This window comes from Mycobacterium parascrofulaceum ATCC BAA-614, assembly GCF_000164135.1.
Classification (GTDB): Bacteria; Actinomycetota; Actinomycetes; order Mycobacteriales; family Mycobacteriaceae; genus Mycobacterium; species Mycobacterium parascrofulaceum.
The window spans coordinates 298,223-317,201 of the sequence record NZ_GG770558.1; the positions used below are offsets into that span (position 1 = coordinate 298,223).

At 69.8% G+C, this 18,979-nt stretch carries 20 protein-coding genes; 6 read left to right on the plus strand and 14 right to left on the minus strand.

Features of this window, described 5'->3' with window-relative positions; all coding sequences use genetic code 11:
• The 12 genes from HMPREF0591_RS24765 to nicT all read right to left on the minus strand — a co-directional run bounded on the left by HMPREF0591_RS24765 (window position 1) and on the right by nicT (window position 9,979).
• Window positions 1–267 (minus strand): HypC/HybG/HupF family hydrogenase formation chaperone, encoded by a 267-nt coding sequence (locus tag HMPREF0591_RS24765; protein WP_007171449.1) that lies wholly within the window; start codon window positions 265–267, stop codon window positions 1–3.
• Window positions 258–767: a hydrogenase maturation protease gene (locus HMPREF0591_RS24770; RefSeq protein ID WP_007171450.1), complete on the minus strand. Its 510-nt coding sequence runs from the start codon at window positions 765–767 to the stop codon at window positions 258–260. Before HMPREF0591_RS24770 ends, HMPREF0591_RS24765 begins: the two co-directional genes overlap by 10 nt.
• A 12-nt stretch (window positions 768–779) precedes the next feature.
• The gene (locus HMPREF0591_RS34725; RefSeq protein ID WP_007171451.1) at window positions 780–899 is read right to left on the minus strand and encodes a DUF6893 family small protein; all 120 of its coding nucleotides are present in this window, start codon (window positions 897–899) and stop codon (window positions 780–782) included.
• Window positions 900–911: 12 nt separating this feature from the next.
• Window positions 912–2,237, minus strand: a complete 1,326-nt coding sequence (locus tag HMPREF0591_RS24775; RefSeq protein WP_007171452.1) for a hypothetical protein — start codon at window positions 2,235–2,237, stop codon at window positions 912–914.
• A complete protein-coding gene (locus HMPREF0591_RS24780) occupies window positions 2,234–2,884 on the minus strand; it encodes a DUF6084 family protein (RefSeq protein ID WP_007171453.1) in 651 nt (216 codons plus the stop codon). Before HMPREF0591_RS24780 ends, HMPREF0591_RS24775 begins: the two co-directional genes overlap by 4 nt.
• Entirely contained in the window at window positions 2,881–3,516 is a 636-nt protein-coding gene (locus HMPREF0591_RS24785; protein WP_007171454.1) for a DUF5947 family protein, read from the minus strand. Before HMPREF0591_RS24785 ends, HMPREF0591_RS24780 begins: the two co-directional genes overlap by 4 nt.
• Window positions 3,513–4,430, minus strand: a complete 918-nt coding sequence (locus HMPREF0591_RS24790; RefSeq protein WP_007171455.1) for a NifU family protein — start codon at window positions 4,428–4,430, stop codon at window positions 3,513–3,515. Before HMPREF0591_RS24790 ends, HMPREF0591_RS24785 begins: the two co-directional genes overlap by 4 nt.
• Before the next feature lie 44 nt (window positions 4,431–4,474).
• Window positions 4,475–6,274, minus strand: a complete 1,800-nt coding sequence (locus HMPREF0591_RS24795; protein ID WP_007171456.1) for a nickel-dependent hydrogenase large subunit — start codon at window positions 6,272–6,274, stop codon at window positions 4,475–4,477.
• Window positions 6,275–6,357: 83 nt separating this feature from the next.
• Window positions 6,358–7,413 carry an NADH-quinone oxidoreductase subunit B family protein gene (locus HMPREF0591_RS24800; protein ID WP_007171457.1) on the minus strand — a complete coding sequence of 352 codons (1,056 nt, stop codon included), beginning with the start codon at window positions 7,411–7,413 and terminating at the stop codon, window positions 6,358–6,360.
• Between the two features lie 231 nt (window positions 7,414–7,644).
• Window positions 7,645–8,415: a hydrogenase nickel incorporation protein HypB gene (hypB, locus tag HMPREF0591_RS24805; protein ID WP_007171458.1), complete on the minus strand. Its 771-nt coding sequence runs from the start codon at window positions 8,413–8,415 to the stop codon at window positions 7,645–7,647.
• A gap of 28 nt (window positions 8,416–8,443) precedes the next feature.
• Entirely contained in the window at window positions 8,444–8,779 is a 336-nt protein-coding gene (locus HMPREF0591_RS24810; RefSeq protein WP_007171459.1) for a hydrogenase maturation nickel metallochaperone HypA, read from the minus strand.
• Window positions 8,780–8,857: 78 nt separating this feature from the next.
• Window positions 8,858–9,979, minus strand: coding sequence for a Nickel transporter NicT (nicT, locus tag HMPREF0591_RS24815; protein ID WP_040623863.1), 1,122 nt, complete (start codon window positions 9,977–9,979; stop codon window positions 8,858–8,860).
• A 157-nt stretch (window positions 9,980–10,136) separates the two neighbouring features.
• On the opposite strand from nicT, the gene HMPREF0591_RS24820 reads away from it, so the two are divergent.
• Window positions 10,137–10,625, plus strand: coding sequence for a Fur family transcriptional regulator (locus tag HMPREF0591_RS24820; RefSeq protein WP_007171461.1), 489 nt, complete (start codon window positions 10,137–10,139; stop codon window positions 10,623–10,625).
• A 26-nt stretch (window positions 10,626–10,651) separates the two neighbouring features.
• Here HMPREF0591_RS24820 and mtr read toward each other — a convergent pair whose 3' ends face one another.
• Window positions 10,652–12,031, minus strand: a complete 1,380-nt coding sequence (gene mtr / locus HMPREF0591_RS24825) for a mycothione reductase (RefSeq protein ID WP_007171462.1) — start codon at window positions 12,029–12,031, stop codon at window positions 10,652–10,654.
• Between the two features lie 3 nt (window positions 12,032–12,034).
• A complete protein-coding gene (locus HMPREF0591_RS24830; RefSeq protein WP_244269102.1) occupies window positions 12,035–13,054 on the minus strand; it encodes an alpha/beta hydrolase in 1,020 nt (339 codons plus the stop codon).
• A 123-nt stretch (window positions 13,055–13,177) separates the two neighbouring features.
• Between HMPREF0591_RS24830 and mqo the strand changes: the two genes are divergently transcribed.
• The 5 genes from mqo to HMPREF0591_RS24855 form a co-directional block, all read left to right on the plus strand.
• Window positions 13,178–14,677: a malate dehydrogenase (quinone) gene (mqo, locus tag HMPREF0591_RS24835; RefSeq protein ID WP_040623864.1), complete on the plus strand. Its 1,500-nt coding sequence runs from the start codon at window positions 13,178–13,180 to the stop codon at window positions 14,675–14,677.
• A complete protein-coding gene (locus HMPREF0591_RS24840) occupies window positions 14,677–15,156 on the plus strand; it encodes a GNAT family N-acetyltransferase (RefSeq protein ID WP_040623865.1) in 480 nt (159 codons plus the stop codon). The genes mqo and HMPREF0591_RS24840 overlap by 1 nt, the downstream gene beginning before the upstream one ends.
• On the plus strand, window positions 15,153–17,000 hold the full coding sequence (locus HMPREF0591_RS24845) for a VWA domain-containing protein (RefSeq protein WP_007171466.1): 1,848 nt from the start codon (window positions 15,153–15,155) through the stop codon (window positions 16,998–17,000). The genes HMPREF0591_RS24840 and HMPREF0591_RS24845 overlap by 4 nt, the downstream gene beginning before the upstream one ends.
• Window positions 17,001–17,015: 15 nt before the next feature.
• Window positions 17,016–17,630, plus strand: coding sequence for a cob(I)yrinic acid a,c-diamide adenosyltransferase (gene cobO / locus HMPREF0591_RS24850; protein WP_007171467.1), 615 nt, complete (start codon window positions 17,016–17,018; stop codon window positions 17,628–17,630).
• A partial coding sequence (locus HMPREF0591_RS24855) for a cobyrinic acid a,c-diamide synthase CobB (RefSeq protein WP_007171468.1) occupies window positions 17,624–18,979 on the plus strand: 1,356 nt, incomplete at its 3' end. The genes cobO and HMPREF0591_RS24855, both read left to right, overlap by 7 nt.

The following is an 18,979-nucleotide window of genomic DNA, read 5'->3' on the forward strand; positions in this document are numbered from 1 at the left end:
TCAGCCGCCCTCCGGAAAGTCCGTCGGGTCCAGGTTGCCCCTGCCCATCAGCTGCAGACCGGCCATCGCCTGCTCGGCGCCCGCGCGGTCCGTCTTCTCCACGGCGAAGCCCATGTGGATGATGATCCAGTCGCCGGGCGAGAATGTCTCGTCGGGCAGCATGCCGACGTTGACCCTGCGCTGTTCGCCGGTGACGTCCACCAGGGCGAGCTGGCCCTCGAAGCCGTCCAGCATCCGGATCACTTGGCCGGGGATTCCTAGGCACATGGCTCGGGATCCTCCCGGCTGGTCGCGGCCGAGCGGGACTGCAACGCGGCAACGATCTCCTCGACGGCCCGGACGGCGCGGGGGACCGCCCTGGCCACGGGCTCGGTGAGGCCGATGCCCTCCTCGACGTTGCCGGCCTCGCAGCCGACGACGACCGTGTACGGCGGGCTGCCGCCCAGCGCGCGCAGGCTGGCGAACACCGCGGCGGGGTCCATGCTGTGACCGTCGAAACCCGTTGCGGCCGAATTCGATTCATGATCGGCCTGAAAGACGTGTAACGTGCCGGGGTTGCCGCGGCTGGGCACGGCGTCGACGAGGACCAGCGTGTCCCAGTCGTCGAGCAGGTCGTAGGCCAGGTGCATGCCGCTGATGCCGTAGTCGGTGACCCGGACGCTCGGATCGTCCTGGGGGATCTCGGCGTTGCGGATCACCTCGGATCCGAACCCGTCGTCGCCCAGGAAGATGTTGCCGATGCCCGCTACCAGGATTCGCGCCGTCATCACCCGGGCCGGCTACATTCGCCGCAGTCTGAGGTAGCGGCGGGCGTCGGGCAGCGACGCCACCCCCAGCACCAGTCCGATCGCGACCACCAACGCGATGATCGCGACGAATATCCAACCCATGATCTCCATGTCGAACTCCTTTCACGGGTTTGCCGGGCTGCGTTGCGCTTCCACCGGCTCGATTTCGTCGGGCGAGAAGTACAGGTAACGCCCGTACCAGTCGTGCAGGTCGGCGGCCGGGTCGTCGTCGACGACGACGGCGACGTGCGTGTTGCCCTCGACGTCGGAGTGCACCGAGGTGACCCGCGCGGTCTTGCCGGCGACGAAGATGTCCTGCGCGTCGGCGTTGCGCCGCGGCCGCAACCGCACACGGCTGCCGCGCGCCACCCGGGTCCCGTTCACCAGCACGGCGTCGATTTCCGGGCGGACCGCGGTGTCGGCCAGCGGATCCCACCAGTCGACCCCGTCGGGAACCTCGGGGACCAGGCCGCACACCGCGTGGGGATCGCGCAGCACTCCGTGCAGCCTGGCCATCGCCTCGGGCGACATGGTGTCGCACTGGTCGATGATCCGCGCCGCCCGCGGATCGGTGGCCCGCGCCTGCGCCTTTTCCTCGTCCGTCATGGTCATCACGCGCAGGGTGAGGATTTCGTCGATCTCCGTGCAGTCGTACAGGGCGGTGTCGCTCTGCTCGGCGACCTCGGGGTGGTCGTAGAGGATGATCGGCGAGATCAGCAGCGTGTCGCGGGCGCCGGGCGGGCCGGCCAGCACCGGGAAGCAGCGGTGCTGGCCGCACCGGGACACCGCACCCGCCGCCCCCGGTGGCGGTTCGAGCAGCGAGACGAACTGGCCGCGCTCGAGTTCGGCGATCAGGTGCGTTCCGATCATCGACCGCGCGATCGCGTCGTTCCGGTCTGCCGCTCCGTCACCGGCGTTGCTGACCCGCACCGACACCCGGCACAGGTCGCCGTCCGCCTCGCTGGCGACCGTCAGCACGCCACGCACCTCCCGTCGTTGGCGGACGAGGCGACCGCCATCGAGGAGCTCGATGTCGGTGGCCGCGTCCGCCGTCACCGACAGTGTCCACGTCCCGCCGTCCAACGCGACAGGGCCGAATGACCTTTCGCATTCGACCGCCTCGTCCCAGGTGAGCCACGACCCGCCGGCGGTCGTCAGCTCGTCGACGGGCCGGTATTCGCCGGGGCCGACCTCGCGCTCGGCCCGGCGGTGCTGCAACTGCAGGAACCGCACCACGAGGTGCAGCTCCCGGGCGCCGTCGACCAGGAACTGCGCGGCCAGGGTGTCGTCCTCGCCCACGCCCGCCTCCAGCGCCCCCGGCGGTCCGAGAACGCCGAATTGCCAGCGTGATTGGTTCTTGCTCGACGTCCCGCGATACGGGTAGAGCAGGTAGCCCTCGTAGAGCACCGCGTCGGCGACGGCGCGGGCCCGGTCCCGATCCCCGGTCACCGCGCCGTCTCCCGGTCCGCGTCCAGCAGTGCGGTGATGGCGTGGTCGAGGTCCAGCAGCCCGTGCGCCGACTTGTAGGCGGCCAGCGCGGCGATGGTCTCGTGGCTCAGCCGCAGCCAGCCGGCGTTCGGATAGTGCTGGGCCATCAGCTGCCGCCAGACGGCGACCGGCATGTCGTAGCGGCATTCGCAGTCCCACGGCACCTGCTGGACGAAGAACCCGCGGTCGGACTTGACGAAAATCGTTCCGCTGAACAGGAACTGGAGCGGCAGCGCGCCGTCGCGCAGCGCGTGCAGGTATTTGGCGGCGGCGACCTCGAAGTCGTAGGTGCAATCCAGGGGCAGCGCCGCCGTCGTGGTGCCGGTGAACCCCGGGACCATCGCGGTGCAGTGCTGCCAGAGGAAGGTGCGCTGGGTGCTCGCCCAGCGTTCGCGGGGGCCGAACAGGTCGCCCAGCCCGGCGGCCTCGTCGTCGGAGTACGACCTCCGCAGCGGCTCGATGCGGACCTGGCAGCGCAGGGCGATCGCGTGCACCGGGTCGGTGCCGTCGGGGCCGCCGGCGTCCACGGCGATGCGCGCGGTCAGCACCGGGCTGACGGTGTACGGCTCGGGCGCTACGTCGAGGACCGTGAAGGCGACGTCCATCATGGCGGCGTTTCGGGCTGCTTCGTGGCGCGGGCGTCGAGGCGGGAGAAGAAGCCGTCGATGAATTCCCGCGCCTCCTGCCCGCCGTCGAACCCGCGCCACAGCAGGCGCAGCCGACCGACGAATTCGTAGCAGGCGTCGATGGGGACCAGATAGCTTTGCGGCGGACCGGTTTCGGGGACGCGGACCAGCAGCGCCTCGACGTCGTCGGCCAGCATGCCGACCCGCGCGTCGGCGCCGCGGAGTGCTTCCCAAACGTCCAGCGCGAGCTCGGATTCGCACGCGCCGGCCGGTCCCGGGTAGAAGGCGACGGTGCGGCCGAGGGCGGAGTTGGTGAAGAAGAACGCGACGCCCACCGGGATCTGCAGCGCCTCCCAGGCGCGGCGGTCCAGCGCGAAATCCGGGAACGACAGATACCGGTCCGGCACCGCGCGGTAGCGGAGCTCGGCCCGCGCGTCGGTGAACAGCAGATAGCAGGCGCGGCAGACGCACATGAGTTGGCGGTCGGCCACGTTCACCACGTGCTGGTGTTCGTCGGCGATCCATTCCGAGCACATCTCGCACCGCTCGCCCGCCGGTTCGGGGGCCGGCCGGTTGGTGCGGATGCGGGTGAGCACGTCGTACGGCGTCGTCATGCCGGGGCGCCCATCGGTTCGGCCAGCGCGACCGATGGCACCCCATCACGAACCAGCAGGGGGAGCGGCTCGAGGTGAGTTCCGCCGGCGCCGGCACCCGCGTGGACGACGTCGAACTGCGTGCCGCACCGGGGGCAGCCCAGCAGCGTCTCGCGCAGTCGTGCACCCGCCAACGAGCCGGCACACACCGGGCAGTGGTCACGGTAGGCCAGCGGCAGGTCGCCGATCCTGCACACCAACAACTGAACGTCCGACACCAGGAAGCCCGCCACCTCGCCGGGCGCCAGCTCGGCCAGTTCGGGTACCGGGTGCCAGGCCGAGCTGGTCGAATGCACATGGGCCAGCAGGGATTCGGTGGGGATCACGGCCGGGCCGGGCGCGGATTCCGCGGTCACCGCCTCGATCGAGGAGACTTCGGGCGCCGCGGCGCACACCGCGTCCTGGACCGCCAACTCCAGCGTCACCGCCGACGACGGGCAGCTCTTGCAGCTGCCGGCGAAGGCGAGCCGCACCACCCCGTCATCGGTGATCTCCAGCAGGTCGACGTCCCCGCCGTGCGAGCCCAGGTACGGCCGCACCCGGTCGAGGGCGTCGGACACCCGGCGGTGCAGGTCGTGCGGGTGCAGGCCGTGGACAAGGAGCAGGCTGGCCACCAGGTCGTCGGTGGCCAGCCGCTCGGCCAGGCCGGGGCCTGGACCGTCCCGGGGGCCCTCCTGAGCCAGCAGCATGATCCGTTCCAGCCCGGCCCCGTAGAGCCCGACCACTTCCCGGACCAACTCCCTCGCCCGTTCCTGCGCGGCCGCCCCACCCGCCGCGCAGGAGTCCAGCAGCGTCTGGATCCGATCGCCCGCCGTGCGCCACCGCGCGTCCCCGTCGTCTCGGGCTTCCGGGCGATCCACCGGCTCTCCTCCCATATGGTGACGACCCACTGCGCCCGGCTCCGCCGAGCTCGTGATCGTCACGCCCCGACGGGTGACTGCGTCGGTGTGTGCAGTCTCTCCAGGGTCTTGCCCTTACCCAGGTACATGTGCACGCCGCAGGGCAGGCACGGATCGAAGCTGCGCACCGTGCGCATGACGTCGATGCCCTTGAAGTTCTCCCGGCTGTTCTCCTCGAAGATCGGCTGGCCCTGCACCGCGTCCTCGTAGGGCCCCGGCGTGCCGTAGCTGTCGCGCGGGTTGGCGTTCCACGGGGTGGGCGGATAGGGGTGGTAGTTGGCGATCTTGCCGTCCCGGATCACCATGTGGTGGCTGAGCACGCCGCGCACCGCCTCGGTGAAGCCGCAGCCGATGGCCTCGTCGGGCACCTCGAATTTCTCCCAGGTCTTGGTGCGCCCGGCGCGGATCTCCTCGAGCGCCTTCTCGGCGAAGTACAGCCCGCACGCCGCCGCGTAGGCCTGGAAGTAGGTGCGGGCCCGGTCGCGTTCGATCGTGTTGCTGCCGTACTTGGGCACCTTCCACTCCAACTCCACCGGACCCTTGAGCGCGGTCTTCGGGAGATTGATCTTGACGCTGTTGCCCGTCGCCTGCACGTAGCCGATGTCGACCAGGCCGGCCAGCGCCGTCGACCACAAGCGGGCCAGCGGGCCGCCGCCGGTGTCGAGCGCCAGGTGGTCCGTGCCGTCGAACCAGCGCGGCGACATCACCCAGCTGTACTTGCCGCCGTCCAAGTCCCGCTTCTGCGGGTGCGGGTTGGTGTGCTGGTTCCACGGGTGCCGCCGGTCCACCGCGTTGCCCAGCGGATCGGTGCGCACAAACATCTCCTGCTCGGTCCAGTCGTCGTAATACGAACTGCCCAAGAGGATCCGGATGCCCAGGTTGATGTCGACCAGCGAGTGGGTGACCAGCTTGCCGTCGACCACCACGCCCGGGGTGACGAACATGGCGTTGCCCCAGCGCTCCATGTCCTTGTATTCGAAGTTGCACACCTCCGGGTCCTGGAAGGAGCCCCAGCAGCCGAGCAGGGTGCGGCGCAGGCCGACCTTCTCGTAGCCCGGCAGTGCGGTGTAGAAGAAGTCGAACAGGTCGTCGTGCATGGGCACGACCTTCTTCATGAACTCGACGTAGCGCATCAGCCGCGTCATGTAGTCGGTCATCAGCTGCACGGTCGCCACCGTGCCGACCCCGCCGGGGTACAGCGTGGACGGGTGCACGTGGCGACCCTCCATGAGGCAGAACATCTCTCGCGTGTACCGGCTGACCTGAAGCGCTTCGCGGTAGAACTCGCCGCTGAACGGGTTGAGCGAGCGCATGATGTCGGCGATCGTGCGGTACCCGTGGGCGTCGGCCTGCGGCGCCGGTGTCTTCTCCGCGAGGGCGAGCACACTCGGGTTGGTCTCGGAGACCATCTTCTCGCAGAAGTCCACGCCGACCAGGTTCTCCTGGAAGATGTTGTGGTCGAACATGTATTCCGCGGCCTCACCGAGGTTGACGATCCACTCACCCAGGTGCGGCGGCTTGACGCCGTACGCCATGTTCTGCGTGTAGCACGAACAGGTGGCGTGGTTGTCGCCGCAGATGCCGCAGATGCGGCTGGTGATGAAGTGGGCGTCGCGCGGATCCTTGCCCTTCATGAAGATCGAGTAGCCGCGGAAGATCGACGAGGTGCTGTGGCACTCGACCACTTCGCGGTTCTCGAAGTCGATCTTCGTGTAGATACCCAGGCTGCCCACGATCCTGGTGATGGGGTCCCACGCCATGTCGACCAGTTGGCCGGGTTCCCGCTTGGCGTGGGTGGGCTCCGGAATGATGGTTGTCATCGCACTTCTTCTTCCCGCTGCAGGCGCTCGAGGCCGACGGCTCGTTTCTGGTGAGAACGAAGCGCGCCGACCCGGTAGGTGATCTACCAGGTGCGGCGCGCCCCGGTGGTGAGTTGGTTACCGCTGTGGCGCCACCGCGGTTCCTTGTCGACGGTGCGCGCCGTGATACCCCTCAAGTTGCGAATCACGGTGCCGTACAGACCCGACGCGGTGCTCGAGAACTTCCCGCCCGGCGGTTCGTCCATGAAAGGCATGAACTTGTCGGGGAAGCCCGGCATCGTGCACCCGATGCAGATGCCGCCGACGTTCGGGCAGCCGCCGACACCGTTGATCCACCCTCGCTTGGGCACGTTGCACTTGACCACCGGGCCCCAGCAACCAAGTTTGACAATGCATTTCGGCGACCCGTATTCGGTGGCGAAGTCGCCCTGTTCGTAGTATCCGGCCCGGTCACAACCCTCGTGCACGGTGGCGCCGAACAGCCACTTGGGGCGCAGCGCGTCGTCGAGCGGAATCATCGGCGCCTGACCGGTGGCCATGTAGAGCAGATAGGTCAGCGTCTCCGACAGGTTGTCGGGATGGATCGGGCAGCCGGGCACGCACACGATCGGAATGCCGGCCTTGCTCTTCCAGTCCCAGCCCAGGTAGTCGGGCACCCCCATCGCGCCGGTCGGGTTGCCGGCCATGGCGTGGATGCCGCCGTAGGTGGCGCAGGTGCCGACCGCCACGATCGCGGTGGCCTTGGGCGCCAGCCGGTCGAGCCACTCGCTGGTGGTCATCGGCTGGCCGGTGGCCGGGTCGTTGCCGAACCCGCACCAGTAGCCCTCGTCCTTGATCTTTTCGTTGGGGATGGATCCCTCGACGACGAGCACGAAAGGCTCCAGCTCGCCGCGGTCGGCCTTGAAGAACCACGAGAGGAAGTCGTCCGCCCCCCCGGTGGGTCCGCACTCGAAATCGATGAGCGGCCAGTGCACGGCGACCTTGGGCAGTCCCGGCAGAGCGCCCAGGGCGATCTCCTCGACTGTGGGTTGGGTGGCGGCAGTCAACGCCACCGAATCGCCATCACAACTGAGCCCCGCATTGATCCATAGGACGTGGATCAACGTTTCCTCTGCTTTGACTGCTGCTTCTGTTGGCATGCTGCAGCTTTCCGGGGCCGGGCTGAGACCCCTGCGCCGCCGGAGTCGACCGTCGGCCCACTTGCGCAGCGCTAATTTTTGGGTCTACTCCTCACCGTCGGGCGTGTCAACGGTTGTGCGGCACAAAGTAGTTAGACAACCGTTGCAAAGTCTTTCGCGCCGCCGGGCAACCCGTCGCGGGGCCGGCCCCGCCTGCCGCGGTCATGCAAAATGCTTGCAAGAGCGGGCGGGTCAGGCCGGCGACTCGGCGGCGAACCGCCGTAGCCAGCCGAACCACGCGGCCATCCCGGCGCCGGTGCGCGCGCTGAGCGGCAGGATCGCCGCGGTGGCATTGACCTTGCGCACGTGGGCGATGTAGGTGTCGACGTCGACGTCGAGGTGGGGGACCAAGTCAATCTTGTTGAGCAGCAGCACATCCACCGACCGGAACATGACCGGATACTTCAGCGGCTTGTCCTCGCCCTCGGTCACCGAGTAGACCATGGCCTTGGCGTGCTCGCCGACGTCGAATTCGGCCGGGCAGACCAGATTGCCGACGTTCTCGATGATCACCAGGTCCAGCGCGGACAAATCGAGCCCCGGCAGCGCGCGGTTCACCATCGGCGCATCGAGGTGGCACTCGCCGCCAAAACCGTTGCTGGTGTTGAGCAGTGACACCTGGGCGCCGCGACCGCTGAGCTTGGCGGCGTCCAGGTCGGTGGCGATGTCGCCCTCGATCACCCCGATGGCCAGCTCGCCGGCGAGTTCGTCCAGCGTGGCCTGCAGCACGGTCGTCTTGCCCGATCCCGGCGAACTCATCAGGTTGAGGGTGCGCACGCCGTTGCTCTCGAATGCCGCCCGGTTGGCGTCGGCGAGGAGGTCATTCTCGGCGAAGATCGCCTCCAGCACGTCGACGCGCTGCTTGCCGGTCTGGTAACCCCCGTGATCGCCGTGCCGGTGGTCCGGATCGTCGTGGTCGTGGGTGTGCACGGTGCCATCGTCATGCCGATGAAATCTGCCCATGGTCAAATCCGTTCGGAGAAAGGGCGTTTCATGAGACGTCCAGCGAGGTCACCAAGAATTCGTTGCCACGCAACACCTCGACGTCGGGGCTGTCGCACTCCGGGCACCAGATCGACCAGGCCGACGTGATCTCCGATCGCCGGCCGCAGGCACGGCAGCGCACCTCGGCGCCCACGCATTCGAGTTCCAGCTCGGCCCCCGGCATGTTCTCGGCGTCGCGCACGAGCGTCCAGCAGAACGACAGCGACTCGGGCACCACCTGGCGCAGCGCGCCGATCCGCACCCGCACCACGTCGACGTGCCGGCCGTCGGCATGCGTCTTGACCACGCCGGCGATCGCTTCGCACAGCGACAGCTCATGCACCGCCGGTCACCGGCGTCCGCCCGCAGGGAGGCCCATGAGCACTGTTCTACACCCGAACCGCCCGGCCGCGCAGCAGTGTCAGGGGGACTGCGGATCCCACTTCTGTTCGAGGCGGCCGTAGCGCCAGACGAGCAGGGCCACCGCCCAGGTGACGACGAATGCCCCGACGATGAAATAGCCGACGGCGTTGAGGTCCAGCCCGCCGATCCAGGTCCAGAACGGCCCCCGCCAGCCGAATTGCTCGGCGAACAGGCTCAGCAGCTCGACGCTGCCGATCAGCAGCGCGACGACGACCGACAACGCGGTGATGGTGATGTTGTAGTAGATCTTGCGCACCGGGTTGGAAAACGCCCAGCCGTAGGCGAAGTTCATGAACGAGCCGTCGATGGTGTCCAGCAGGCACATGCCCGCGGTGAACAAGACGGGCAGGCACACGATGGCGTACCACGGCAACCCGGCGGCCGCGCTGGTGCCCGCCAGGACCAGCAGCGCGATCTCGGTGGCCGTGTCGAACCCGAGCCCGAACAGCAGCCCGACGGGGTAGGAGTGCCACGACTTGGTGATCGACTTGGTGAAGCGGCCGAGGAACCGGTTCATCAGGCCGCGGTTGTCCAACTGCCGTTCCAGTTCGGCTCCATCGGTTTCGGGGTCGTAGTCGCCGCGGCGCAGGCGGGCGAACACCCGCAGGATGCCGGCCAGGACGACGACGTTGAGCAGCGCGATCGCATAGAGAAACACCCCGGAGACACCGGTGCCGATCAGCCCGGTGTAGTGGTGCAGCGTCGAGGAGTCGTCGCGGACCCCTCCGGCGATCGTCTTGACGCCCGACGCCAGCAGGACGGCCAGTGCGAACACCACGGTGGAATGGCCCAGCGAGAAGAAGAAACCGACGGCCAGGGGGCGCTGGCCGTCGTTCATCAGCTTGCGGGTGGTGTTGTCGATGGCGGCGATGTGGTCGGCGTCGAACGCGTGCCGCATGCCCAGGGTGTAGGCCGTCAGCCCCACGCCGACGCCAAACGCCTTGCCGCCGAGGCTGAATTGCGCGGGGGCCACTAGGGCCACCAGGGTGAACCAGCCGATGACGTGGAGCGCGACGATGATCGCCGACATGGCCGCGAGTCGCCACCACTCCGCCGGCGTCAGGGCGCTGCGAAGCTTGGTCGTCCATGACGGGCGCCAATCGAGCTCAGTACCGGCCACTGGGGTCCTTACGGCTTCGGGCGGGGAAACAACCGGCACGACTGTATGTGCGGCCGTCGACCAGATGCAAGTCGGTTGCAGGAACCCGCCCGGCCGAGGCCGGGGCCGATTCGGCCGAAAACTGGCGCGGCCGGGTGACCGGCGCGACACTGAACGGGTGACGCCCAAGCCGTCGGCACTGGACCCGTCCGTCACCGCCCGGATCGGCGATCTCCTGCGCGCCCGGGGGCTGCGGCGGATGTCCTCGCGCATCCAGGTGCTGGCGGTGCTCGAGCCGGTGGACGGGCACCTGCCCGTGGCGGAGATCCACAAGCGGGTTCAGGCCAGCCTGCCGCACGGCGCCCACGCTCCCGACGTGGCGACGATCTATCGCACGGTGACCACCCTGGTCGGCCAGGGCGTGCTGCACGCGTTGACCCTCGACGGCGGTGTCACCACCTATGGAATGGCGACCGCGCCGCACCACCACGCCGTGTGCACCGAATGCGGCTCGATCATCGAGGTGCCCGCGCGGCAGCTCAGTTCGGCGCTCGAACACGCGATGGCGGGCAGTTCCTTCGCGCTGTCCGAGGCCGCGGGTCTGACATTGCACGGGCTGTGCCCGCGGTGCCAGGACGCCAAGCCGCTCAAACGATCAGGGCGCTGAGCTCAGTCCGATGGTGGCGATCGCCACTAATACAGGTCCAGTAGCGCGTTCTCGACCACCTCGGGCAGCGCCGGGTGAATCCAGTACTGCCCGCGGGCCATCTCCGGCGCCGTCAGTCCGAAGCTCATCGCCTGGATCAGCGGCTGGATGATCGACGACGCCTGAGGGCCCATGATGTGCGCGCCGAGCAGGCGGCCGGTGTTGCGCTCGGCGATGAGCTTCACTATCCCGGTGGTGTCCTCCATCGCCCAACCGTAGGCGACGTCGCCGTAGTCGCGTATCGCGACCGAAACATCGAATCCCCGTGCGATTGCCTGGTTTTCGGTCAGGCCGACGGCGGCGAGCTGAGGGTCGGTGAACACCGCCGCCGGCACGAAGCGGTGGTCGGTCGTCACCATCGAATCGGTGTCGTCCCAGTCGCAGAGCAGGTTGTGCCGCACGACGCGGGCCTCGTGGTTGGCGACGTGCTTGAGCTGGTACGGCGACGAGACGTCGCCGAGGGCGAAAACCCCGCGGGCGGAGGTGCGTTGGTACTCGTCGACCACCACCCGGCCGTCCTCGACGTCGACACCGGCCTGCTCCGCGTCCAGCAGGTCGCCGTTGGCGACCCGCCCGGTCGCGACCAGCAGCAGGTCGGCGCTCAGCGTGGACCCGTCGTCGAGGCGCAGCGCGACACCGGGGCCCTCGTTGGTGCCGCCCACCACGTTGCGGTGCGTGCGCAGTTCCCATTTGGCGGCGGCGATGCGGGTGAAGCGTTTGCAGACGGTGTCGTCGCAGTGCCGCAGCATCGTGCCGCCCCGGATCACCAGGGTCACCCGGACGCCGAGCGAGGAGAAGACATGGGCGAATTCGGCTGCCACGAAGCCACTTCCGACGATCACCAGGTGCTCGGGCAGCTCGGGGATCCGCATGATGGTGTCGCTGGTGTGATAGGCGACGCCGCAGTCCAGGATCGCGGGCGGGATCACCGGCCGGGACCCCGCCGCGATCACCACCTGATCGGCGGTGAATTCGTCGCCGGCATCGGTGCGCAGCAGGTAGCGCCCGTCGGGTTGGCGCGGCCCGAACCGGGTGTGCCGGCTGTAGACATCGACGTTCGGAGACGCGCGGCGGTAGTCTTCGCCGCTCATCGAGATCGGATCGATCCGTCCGAAGATGCGCGAGACGATGTCGTCCCAACGCACCCGGTCGATGTGGGCGTCGACCCCGTAGCGCGCCGCCTCCCGGATCGTGGCTGCGACCTCGGCGGCGTAGACGAACATCTTGGTCGGGATGCAGCCGACGTTCAGGCAGGTGCCGCCGAAGGTGCCGTGCTCGCACAGCGCCGCACGCTTACCGGTGAAGCGATCATCGAAAATGGTGTTGCCCGAACCGGTTCCGATGATCGCGATGTCGTACGTCTCCACTGCTCAGCCCTTCTTCGAAGACGTGCGGTCGGCGGCGAGGTAGTGATCCAGCCAGCGGTCGAGCTGGCGGTAGGCCGCCTGCCGCGGCTGCGGCAGCGACAGGAACACGTCGTGCTTGGCGTCGCCGATCGGAACGATGGTGCTGTGATTGCCGATGCAGCCGGCCCGCCTGGCGATCTGATTGACGTCGAGCACCGCGTCACCGCGTTGCATGGACGCCGCGTCGCTGGTTTCCCGGACCGTGTGATCCGAACGCAGGATCAGGTTGGGCACCCCGACGTCGAGCCCGCGGTGCAGCCGGGCGTGGCCCCGCCGGATGGCGTGCAGCCAGCCGACCGTGATGGGGAAGCCGCCCACCGGTTTCCACTGCAGGTTGTAGTCGAACTCGCCGTGGTAGTCGCGGTGCAGCGTGGTGCCGTAGCCGCCGTCGGTCGGCGCCCGCACCACCCCCTTGGACCGCACCCGGGACAGGCCGGCGATCAGCGCGGCGGTCACCGGCAGACGCAGGACCGCCGGGCCGTGCAGGTCCAGAAACGGGCTGTTGAGCACCAAACCCCCGATGCCGGCGTGCGCCGCAGCATCACGCCGGCGCAGCCGGTCCAGCCACAAGGACACGATCAGCCCGCCGGAGGAATGCCCGTACACCAGGACCTTGGCGGGCCGGTCTTGCTCGCGGATGGCCGCCAGGGCGTGCTCGAGTTCGGCGTCGTAGTCGTCGAGGTTGGTGATGAAATGCGGTGTCTGACCGTCGCGGCGCGAGCGGCCGCACTTCTGTAGGTCCAGCGCGTAGAAGGTGAAGCCGCGATCAGCGAAGTGATCGGCCAGCGCGGTGTTGAAGAAGTAGTCGGTGTAGCCGTGCACGGCCAGCACCGCGCGGGCGGCGCCCGGGGGGCCGGGGGGGCGGTCAGGCTCGCCGCGCCGGATCAGCGTCGCGACGATCTCGCCCTCGCCGACCGGGTCCGGCCCGAGGGGGATGGTGCGCTGCCAATAACCGGGCAGGACATCGGGCACCCAGCCAGTCACCCCGCCACTCACGAAGCCAGCTTAGAGGTTTTGCTGACCGTCGGGAGGCGCACGCCGTTCGTAGCCGGTTCGGCTCGGGATAGCCTGGGAACCGGCGCAGTCGAGGGAAGGACCACGGAGCAGGTGTCATCGTTAGCCCGAACCGCACGCGCGGACGTCGTGCTGGTGGGCGCGGGCATCATGAGCGCGACGCTCGGCGCGTTGCTGCGGCGGCTCGAGCCCGACTGGTCCATGACCGTCATCGAACGGCTGGACGCGGTCGCCGCGGAAAGCAGCAGCCCCTGGAACAACGCCGGCACCGGACACTCCGCGTTGTGCGAGCTCAACTACACCCCGCAGCGCCCCGACGGCTCGATCGACATCACCAAAGCGGTGCGCGTCAACGAAGAGTTCCAGGTGAGCCGGCAGTTCTGGGCCCACGCCGTCGAGCACGGGATCCTCACCGACACCGGCTTCTGCAACCCGCTCCCGCACGTCAGCTTCGTGCGCGGCGCGCAGCGCGTCGAGTTCCTGCGCCGGCGCCAGCGGGCCCTGGCGGGCAATCCGCTGTTCGCCGGCACCGAATTCGTCGACGACCCACAGGAGTTCGCCCGCCGGCTGCCGTTCATGGCCGCCAAACGCGACTTCTCCGAGCCGACCGCGCTCAACTGGGCCCCGCACGGCACCGACGTCGACTTCGGGGCGCTGTCCCGCCAGCTCATCGGCTTCTGCGTGCGCGACGGCGCGACGGCGCTGTTCGGCCACGAGGTCCGCGGTCTGACCCGGCAATCGGACGGCAGCTGGACGTTGCTGCTGCGCAATCGCCGCACCGGTGAGAAGCGCCGGCTCAACGCCAAATTCGTCTTCGTCGGGGCGGGCGGCGACGCGCTGCCGTTGCTGCAGAAGTCGGGCATCCGCGAGGTCAGGGGGTTCGCCGGGTTTCCCATCGGCGGCCGGTTCCTGCGCACCGACAACGCGGCGCTCACCGCCGCGCACCGGGCCAAGGTGTATGGGGTCCCGGCCCCCGGCGCCCCGCCGCTCGGCGCGCTGCACCTGGACCTTCGGTTAGTCAACGGCAAGTCGTGGCTGGTGTTCGGGCCGTACGCCGGCTGGTCGCCGAAGTTTCTGAAGCACGGCCGCCTCAGCGATCTGCCCCGTTCGGTGAAGCCCGACAACGCGCTGTCCATGCTGGGCGTCGGCCTCACCCAGCTGACGCTGCTCCGCTACCTGCTCGGCCAGTTGCGGCTGTCGGCGCCGGACCGCATCCGGGCGCTGCGCGAATTCGCCCCCAGCGCGGCGGCTTCCGACTGGGAGCTGACCGTCGCCGGCCAGCGCGTGCAGGTGATCCGGCGGGACAGGCGCAAGGGTGGCGTGCTGGACTTCAGTACCACCGTCGTCGCGGCCGCCGACGGCAGCATCGCCGGGCTGTTGGGCGGCTCGCCCGGTGCGTCGACGGCCGTGGCCGCCATGCTCGAGGTGTTGAAGCGGTGCTTCGCCGGCCGCTATCGCTCCTGGCTGCCCACGCTCGAGGAGATGGTGCCGTCGCTGGGGGTGGAGCTGTCCCGGGAGCCCGCGTTGTACGACGAGGTGTGGTCCTGGGGGTCCAGGGTGCTCGGGTTGACGTCCGATTCGGGGGTTCGGTGATGAGTGAGGCGTTGCGTCGGTCCTGGGCCAAAGATCTTGACGCCCGGACGCTTTACGAACTGCTGAAGTTGCGTGTGGAGGTTTTCGTGGTGGAGCAGGCCTGCCCGTATCCGGAGCTGGACGGGCGCGACCTGCTGGCCGAAACCCGGCACTTCTGGCTGGAGATGCCCGACGGGGAGGTGATCTGCACATTGCGGCTGATGGAGGAGCACGCCGGCGGCCGCAAGGCGTTCCGGCTCGGACGGCTGTGCACCAAACGCAGCGCGCGCGGGCAGGGCCACACCACCCGGCTGCTGCGCGCGGCGCTGGCCGAGGTGGGCGACTACCCGTGCCGGATCGACGCGCAGACCTACCTGGCCGAGATGTACGCCCAGCACGGGTTCGTCCGCGCCGGTGAGGATTTCGTCGACGACGGCGTTCCGCACGTACCCATGCTCAAGCCCGCGCGCCCGGGCTCGGGTCTGACGGAGCTGCCGTGAAGCCGTATCCGTTCAGCGCGATCGTCGGGCACGACCAACTGCGGCTCGCGCTGCTGTTGTGCGCGGTGCGCCCCGAGATCGGCGGGGCGCTCATCCGGGGCGAGAAGGGCACGGCCAAGTCGACGGCGGTGCGCGGCCTGGCGGCGTTGCTGGCCGCCGCCAACGGCAGCGAGGGGACCGGTCTCGTCGAAATGCCGCTCGGGGCAACCGAAGACCGGGTGATCGGCTCGCTGGACCTGCAGCGGGTGCTGCGCGACGGCGAGCACGCCTTCTCGCCGGGTCTGCTGGCGCGCGCGCACGGCGGCGTGCTCTACGTCGACGAGGTCAACCTGCTGCACGATCACCTGGTGGACGTGTTGCTCGACGCCGCGGCGATGGGCCGGGTGCACATCGAGCGCGACGGCATCTCGCATTCCCACGAGGCCCGCTTCGTGCTGATCGGCACGATGAACCCCGAGGAGGGCGAACTGCGCCCGCAGCTGCTGGACCGGTTCGGCCTGACCGTCGACGTGCACGCGTCGCGCGACGTCGACGTGCGCGTCGAGGTGGTGCGGCAGCGGATGGCGTACGAGGCCGATCCGGACGCGTTCGTCGAGAGCTATGCCGGCGCCGAGGCCGAACTGGCCCGGCGGATCGCCGACGCGCGGGCGCTCGTCGGCGAGGTGGTGTTGCCGGACAACGAGTTACGGCGCATCGCGGCGGTGTGCGCGGCGTTCGACGTCGACGGGATGCGGGCCGATCTGGTGGTGGCCCGCACCGCCGCGGCGCACGCCGCCTGGCGCGGGGCCAAGTCCGTCGAAGAGCAGGACGTCCGGGTGGCCGCCGAGCTGGCGTTGCCGCATCGGCGCCGCCGCGACCCGTTCGACGACCCGGGCATCGACCGCGATCAGCTCGACGAGGCGCTGGCGCAAGCCGGCGAGGACCATCTCGAGTCTGGCCCCGAGCCCGAGCCCGAGCCCGACCCGCCGGGCGGCGGACAGGCCGCGGAATCGCCTGCCGCGCAATCAAATTCAACGACGCCCCAGAAGCCGCCACGGCCCAGCGCGCCGCCGTCGAAGACTTTCCGCGCCCGGGCGCTGACGGTGCCCGGTGTCGGCGCGGGAGCGCCGGGGCGACGATCGCGGGCCCGCAACGCCACCGGCAGCGTGGTCGCGGCCGCCGACGGCGGTGACACGGGTTCCGGGGCGCACGGGCTGCACCTGTTCGCGACCCTGCTGTCGGCCGCGGAGCGCGCCGGCGCCGGCCCGTTGCGGCCGGGGCCCGACGACGTGCGGCGCGCGATCCGGGAGGGGCGCGAAGGCAACCTGGTCATCTTCGTCGTGGACGCCTCGGGTTCGATGGCCGCGCGCGACCGCATGGCCGCGGTCAGCGGCGCGACGCTGTCGCTGCTGCGCGACGCCTACCAGCGCCGCGACAAGGTCGCGGTGATCACGTTCCGCCAGCAGGAGGCGCGGCTGTTGCTGCCGCCCACGTCGTCGGCGCACATCGCCGGCCGGCGACTGGCCCGATTCGACACCGGCGGCAAGACGCCGCTGGCCGAAGGCCTGCTCGCCGCGCGGGAACTGATCGTTCGGGAGAAGGCGCGCGACCGGGCCCGCCGCGCCCTGGTGGTGGTGCTCACCGACGGCCGGGCCACCGCGGGACCGGACCCGTTGGGCCGCAGCCGCGCGGCGGCCGCACGGTTGGTGGCCGAGGGCGCCGCCGCGGTGGTCGTGGACTGCGAAACCTCCTACGTGCGGCTGGGATTGGCCGAGCGGCTGGCCCACCATCTCGGCGCGCCGGCAGTGCGCCTCGAGCAGCTGCACGCGGACTCCCTGACGCGCGCCGTGCGCCGCGCGGCCTGAGAAAGGTAACCGCTCATGCCACAAGGCCGCCCACTGCAGGTCCCCGATGACGGACTGAGCACCAAGGCCCGGCGCAACACCCCCGTGCTGGCGGTACACACCGGGCCCGGCAAGGGCAAGTCGACGGCCGCCTTCGGAATGGCGTTGCGTGCCTGGAACGCCGGGCTCTCCGTCGCCGTGTTCCAGTTCGTCAAGAGCGCCAAATGGAAGGTGGGCGAGGAGACCGCCTTCGCCCAGCTCGACCGGGCGCATCGCGAACACAACATCGGTGGGCCCGTCGAATGGCACAAGATGGGCGCGGGCTGGTCCTGGTCGCGCAAGGCGGGCAGCGAACTCGACCACGCGGCGGCCGCGGCCGACGGGTGGGCGGAGATCTCGCGCCGGCTGGCCGGACAGCGCAACGACTTCTACGTGCTGGACGAGTTCACCTACCCGCTCAAGTGGGGGTGGGTGGACGTCGACGAGGTGGTGGACGTGCTGTCGGCCCGGCCGGGCCACCAGCACGTGGTCATCACCGGGCGCGATGCCCCGCAGCGGCTGATCGACGCGGCCGACCTCGTCACCGAGATGACCAAGGTCAAGCACCCGATGGACGCGGGCCGCAAGGGGCAGAAGGGGATCGAGTGGTAAGCGTCCCGGCGGTAGTCGTCGCCGCGCCGGCGTCGGGCAGCGGAAAGACCACCGTCGCAACGGGTTTGATCGGTGCCCTGCGGCGCGCGGGCCATGCCGTGGCGCCGTTCAAGGTCGGCCCGGACTTCATCGACCCCGGCTATCACGGCCTGGCGGCCGGGCGGCCCGGTCGCAACCTCGACCCGGTGCTGGTCGGCGAGGAACTCGTCGGCCCGCTGTATGCCCACGGCGCCGCCGGCGCGGACATCGCGGTGATCGAGGGCGTGATGGGCCTCTTCGACGGCCGGATCGGTTCCGCCGTGGCCGGACCCGCGGAGGGCTCCACCGCGCACGTGGCCGGCCTGTTGGGGGCGCCGGTGATTTTGGTGGTCGACGCGCGCGGCCAGAGCCACAGCATCGCGGCCCTGCTGCACGGTTTTTCGACGTTCGATGCCGCGACGCGGGTCCGGGGCGTGATCCTGAACCGGGTCGGCTCCGCCCGGCACGAGCACGCGCTGCGGCAGGCCTGCGAGCAGGCGGGCGTCGCGGTGCTGGGCGCCATTCCACGCAGGGCCGAATTGGAGCTTCCGACAAGGTATTTGGGTTTGGTTACCGCGGTGGAGTACGGGCGTCGGGCGCGCGCCGCGGTGGAGGCGATGACCGACCTGGTCGCCGGTCACGTCGACCTGCCGGCCGTGGCGGCCGTCGCCGCGAGCCGGCCCGGCCCGGTGTGGGACCCGGCCACGGCCGTGGGCGAGACAGCCGGCGGGCGGGCCACCGTGGCGATGGCGGCCGGGAAGGCGTTCAGCTTCGCCTACGCCGAGCACGTCGAGCTGCTGCGGGCGGCCGGCGCCGACGTGGTCGAATTCGACCCGCTGGCCGACCAATTGCCGGACGGCACGGACGCGGTGCTGCTGCCCGGCGGCTTTCCCGAACAATTCACCGCCGAGCTCTCGGCCAACGACATCGTGCGCCGGCAGCTCAACGAGCTGGCCGCCGCCGGCGCGCCGATCCACGCCGAATGCGCCGGGCTGATCTACCTGGCCACCGAACTCGACGGCCACCCGATGTGCGGGGTGCTGGCCGGCTCGGCGCGGTTCACCCCGCACCTGACGCTGGCCTACCGCGACGCCGTCGCGGTGGCCGATTCGCCGCTGTATTCCGCCGGGCAACGGGCCGTGGGCCACGAGTTTCACCGCACCGCAGTCACCTTCAGCGAAAGCTACCAACCCGCGTGGGTGTATCGCGGCAACGAGGCAGATCCCGTGCGGGACGGGGTGGTGCGCGCCGGCGTGCACGCCTCGTACCTGCACACCCATCCGGCCGCCGCGCCGCGCGCCGTCGCGCGGTTCGTCGCGCACGCCGCGTCC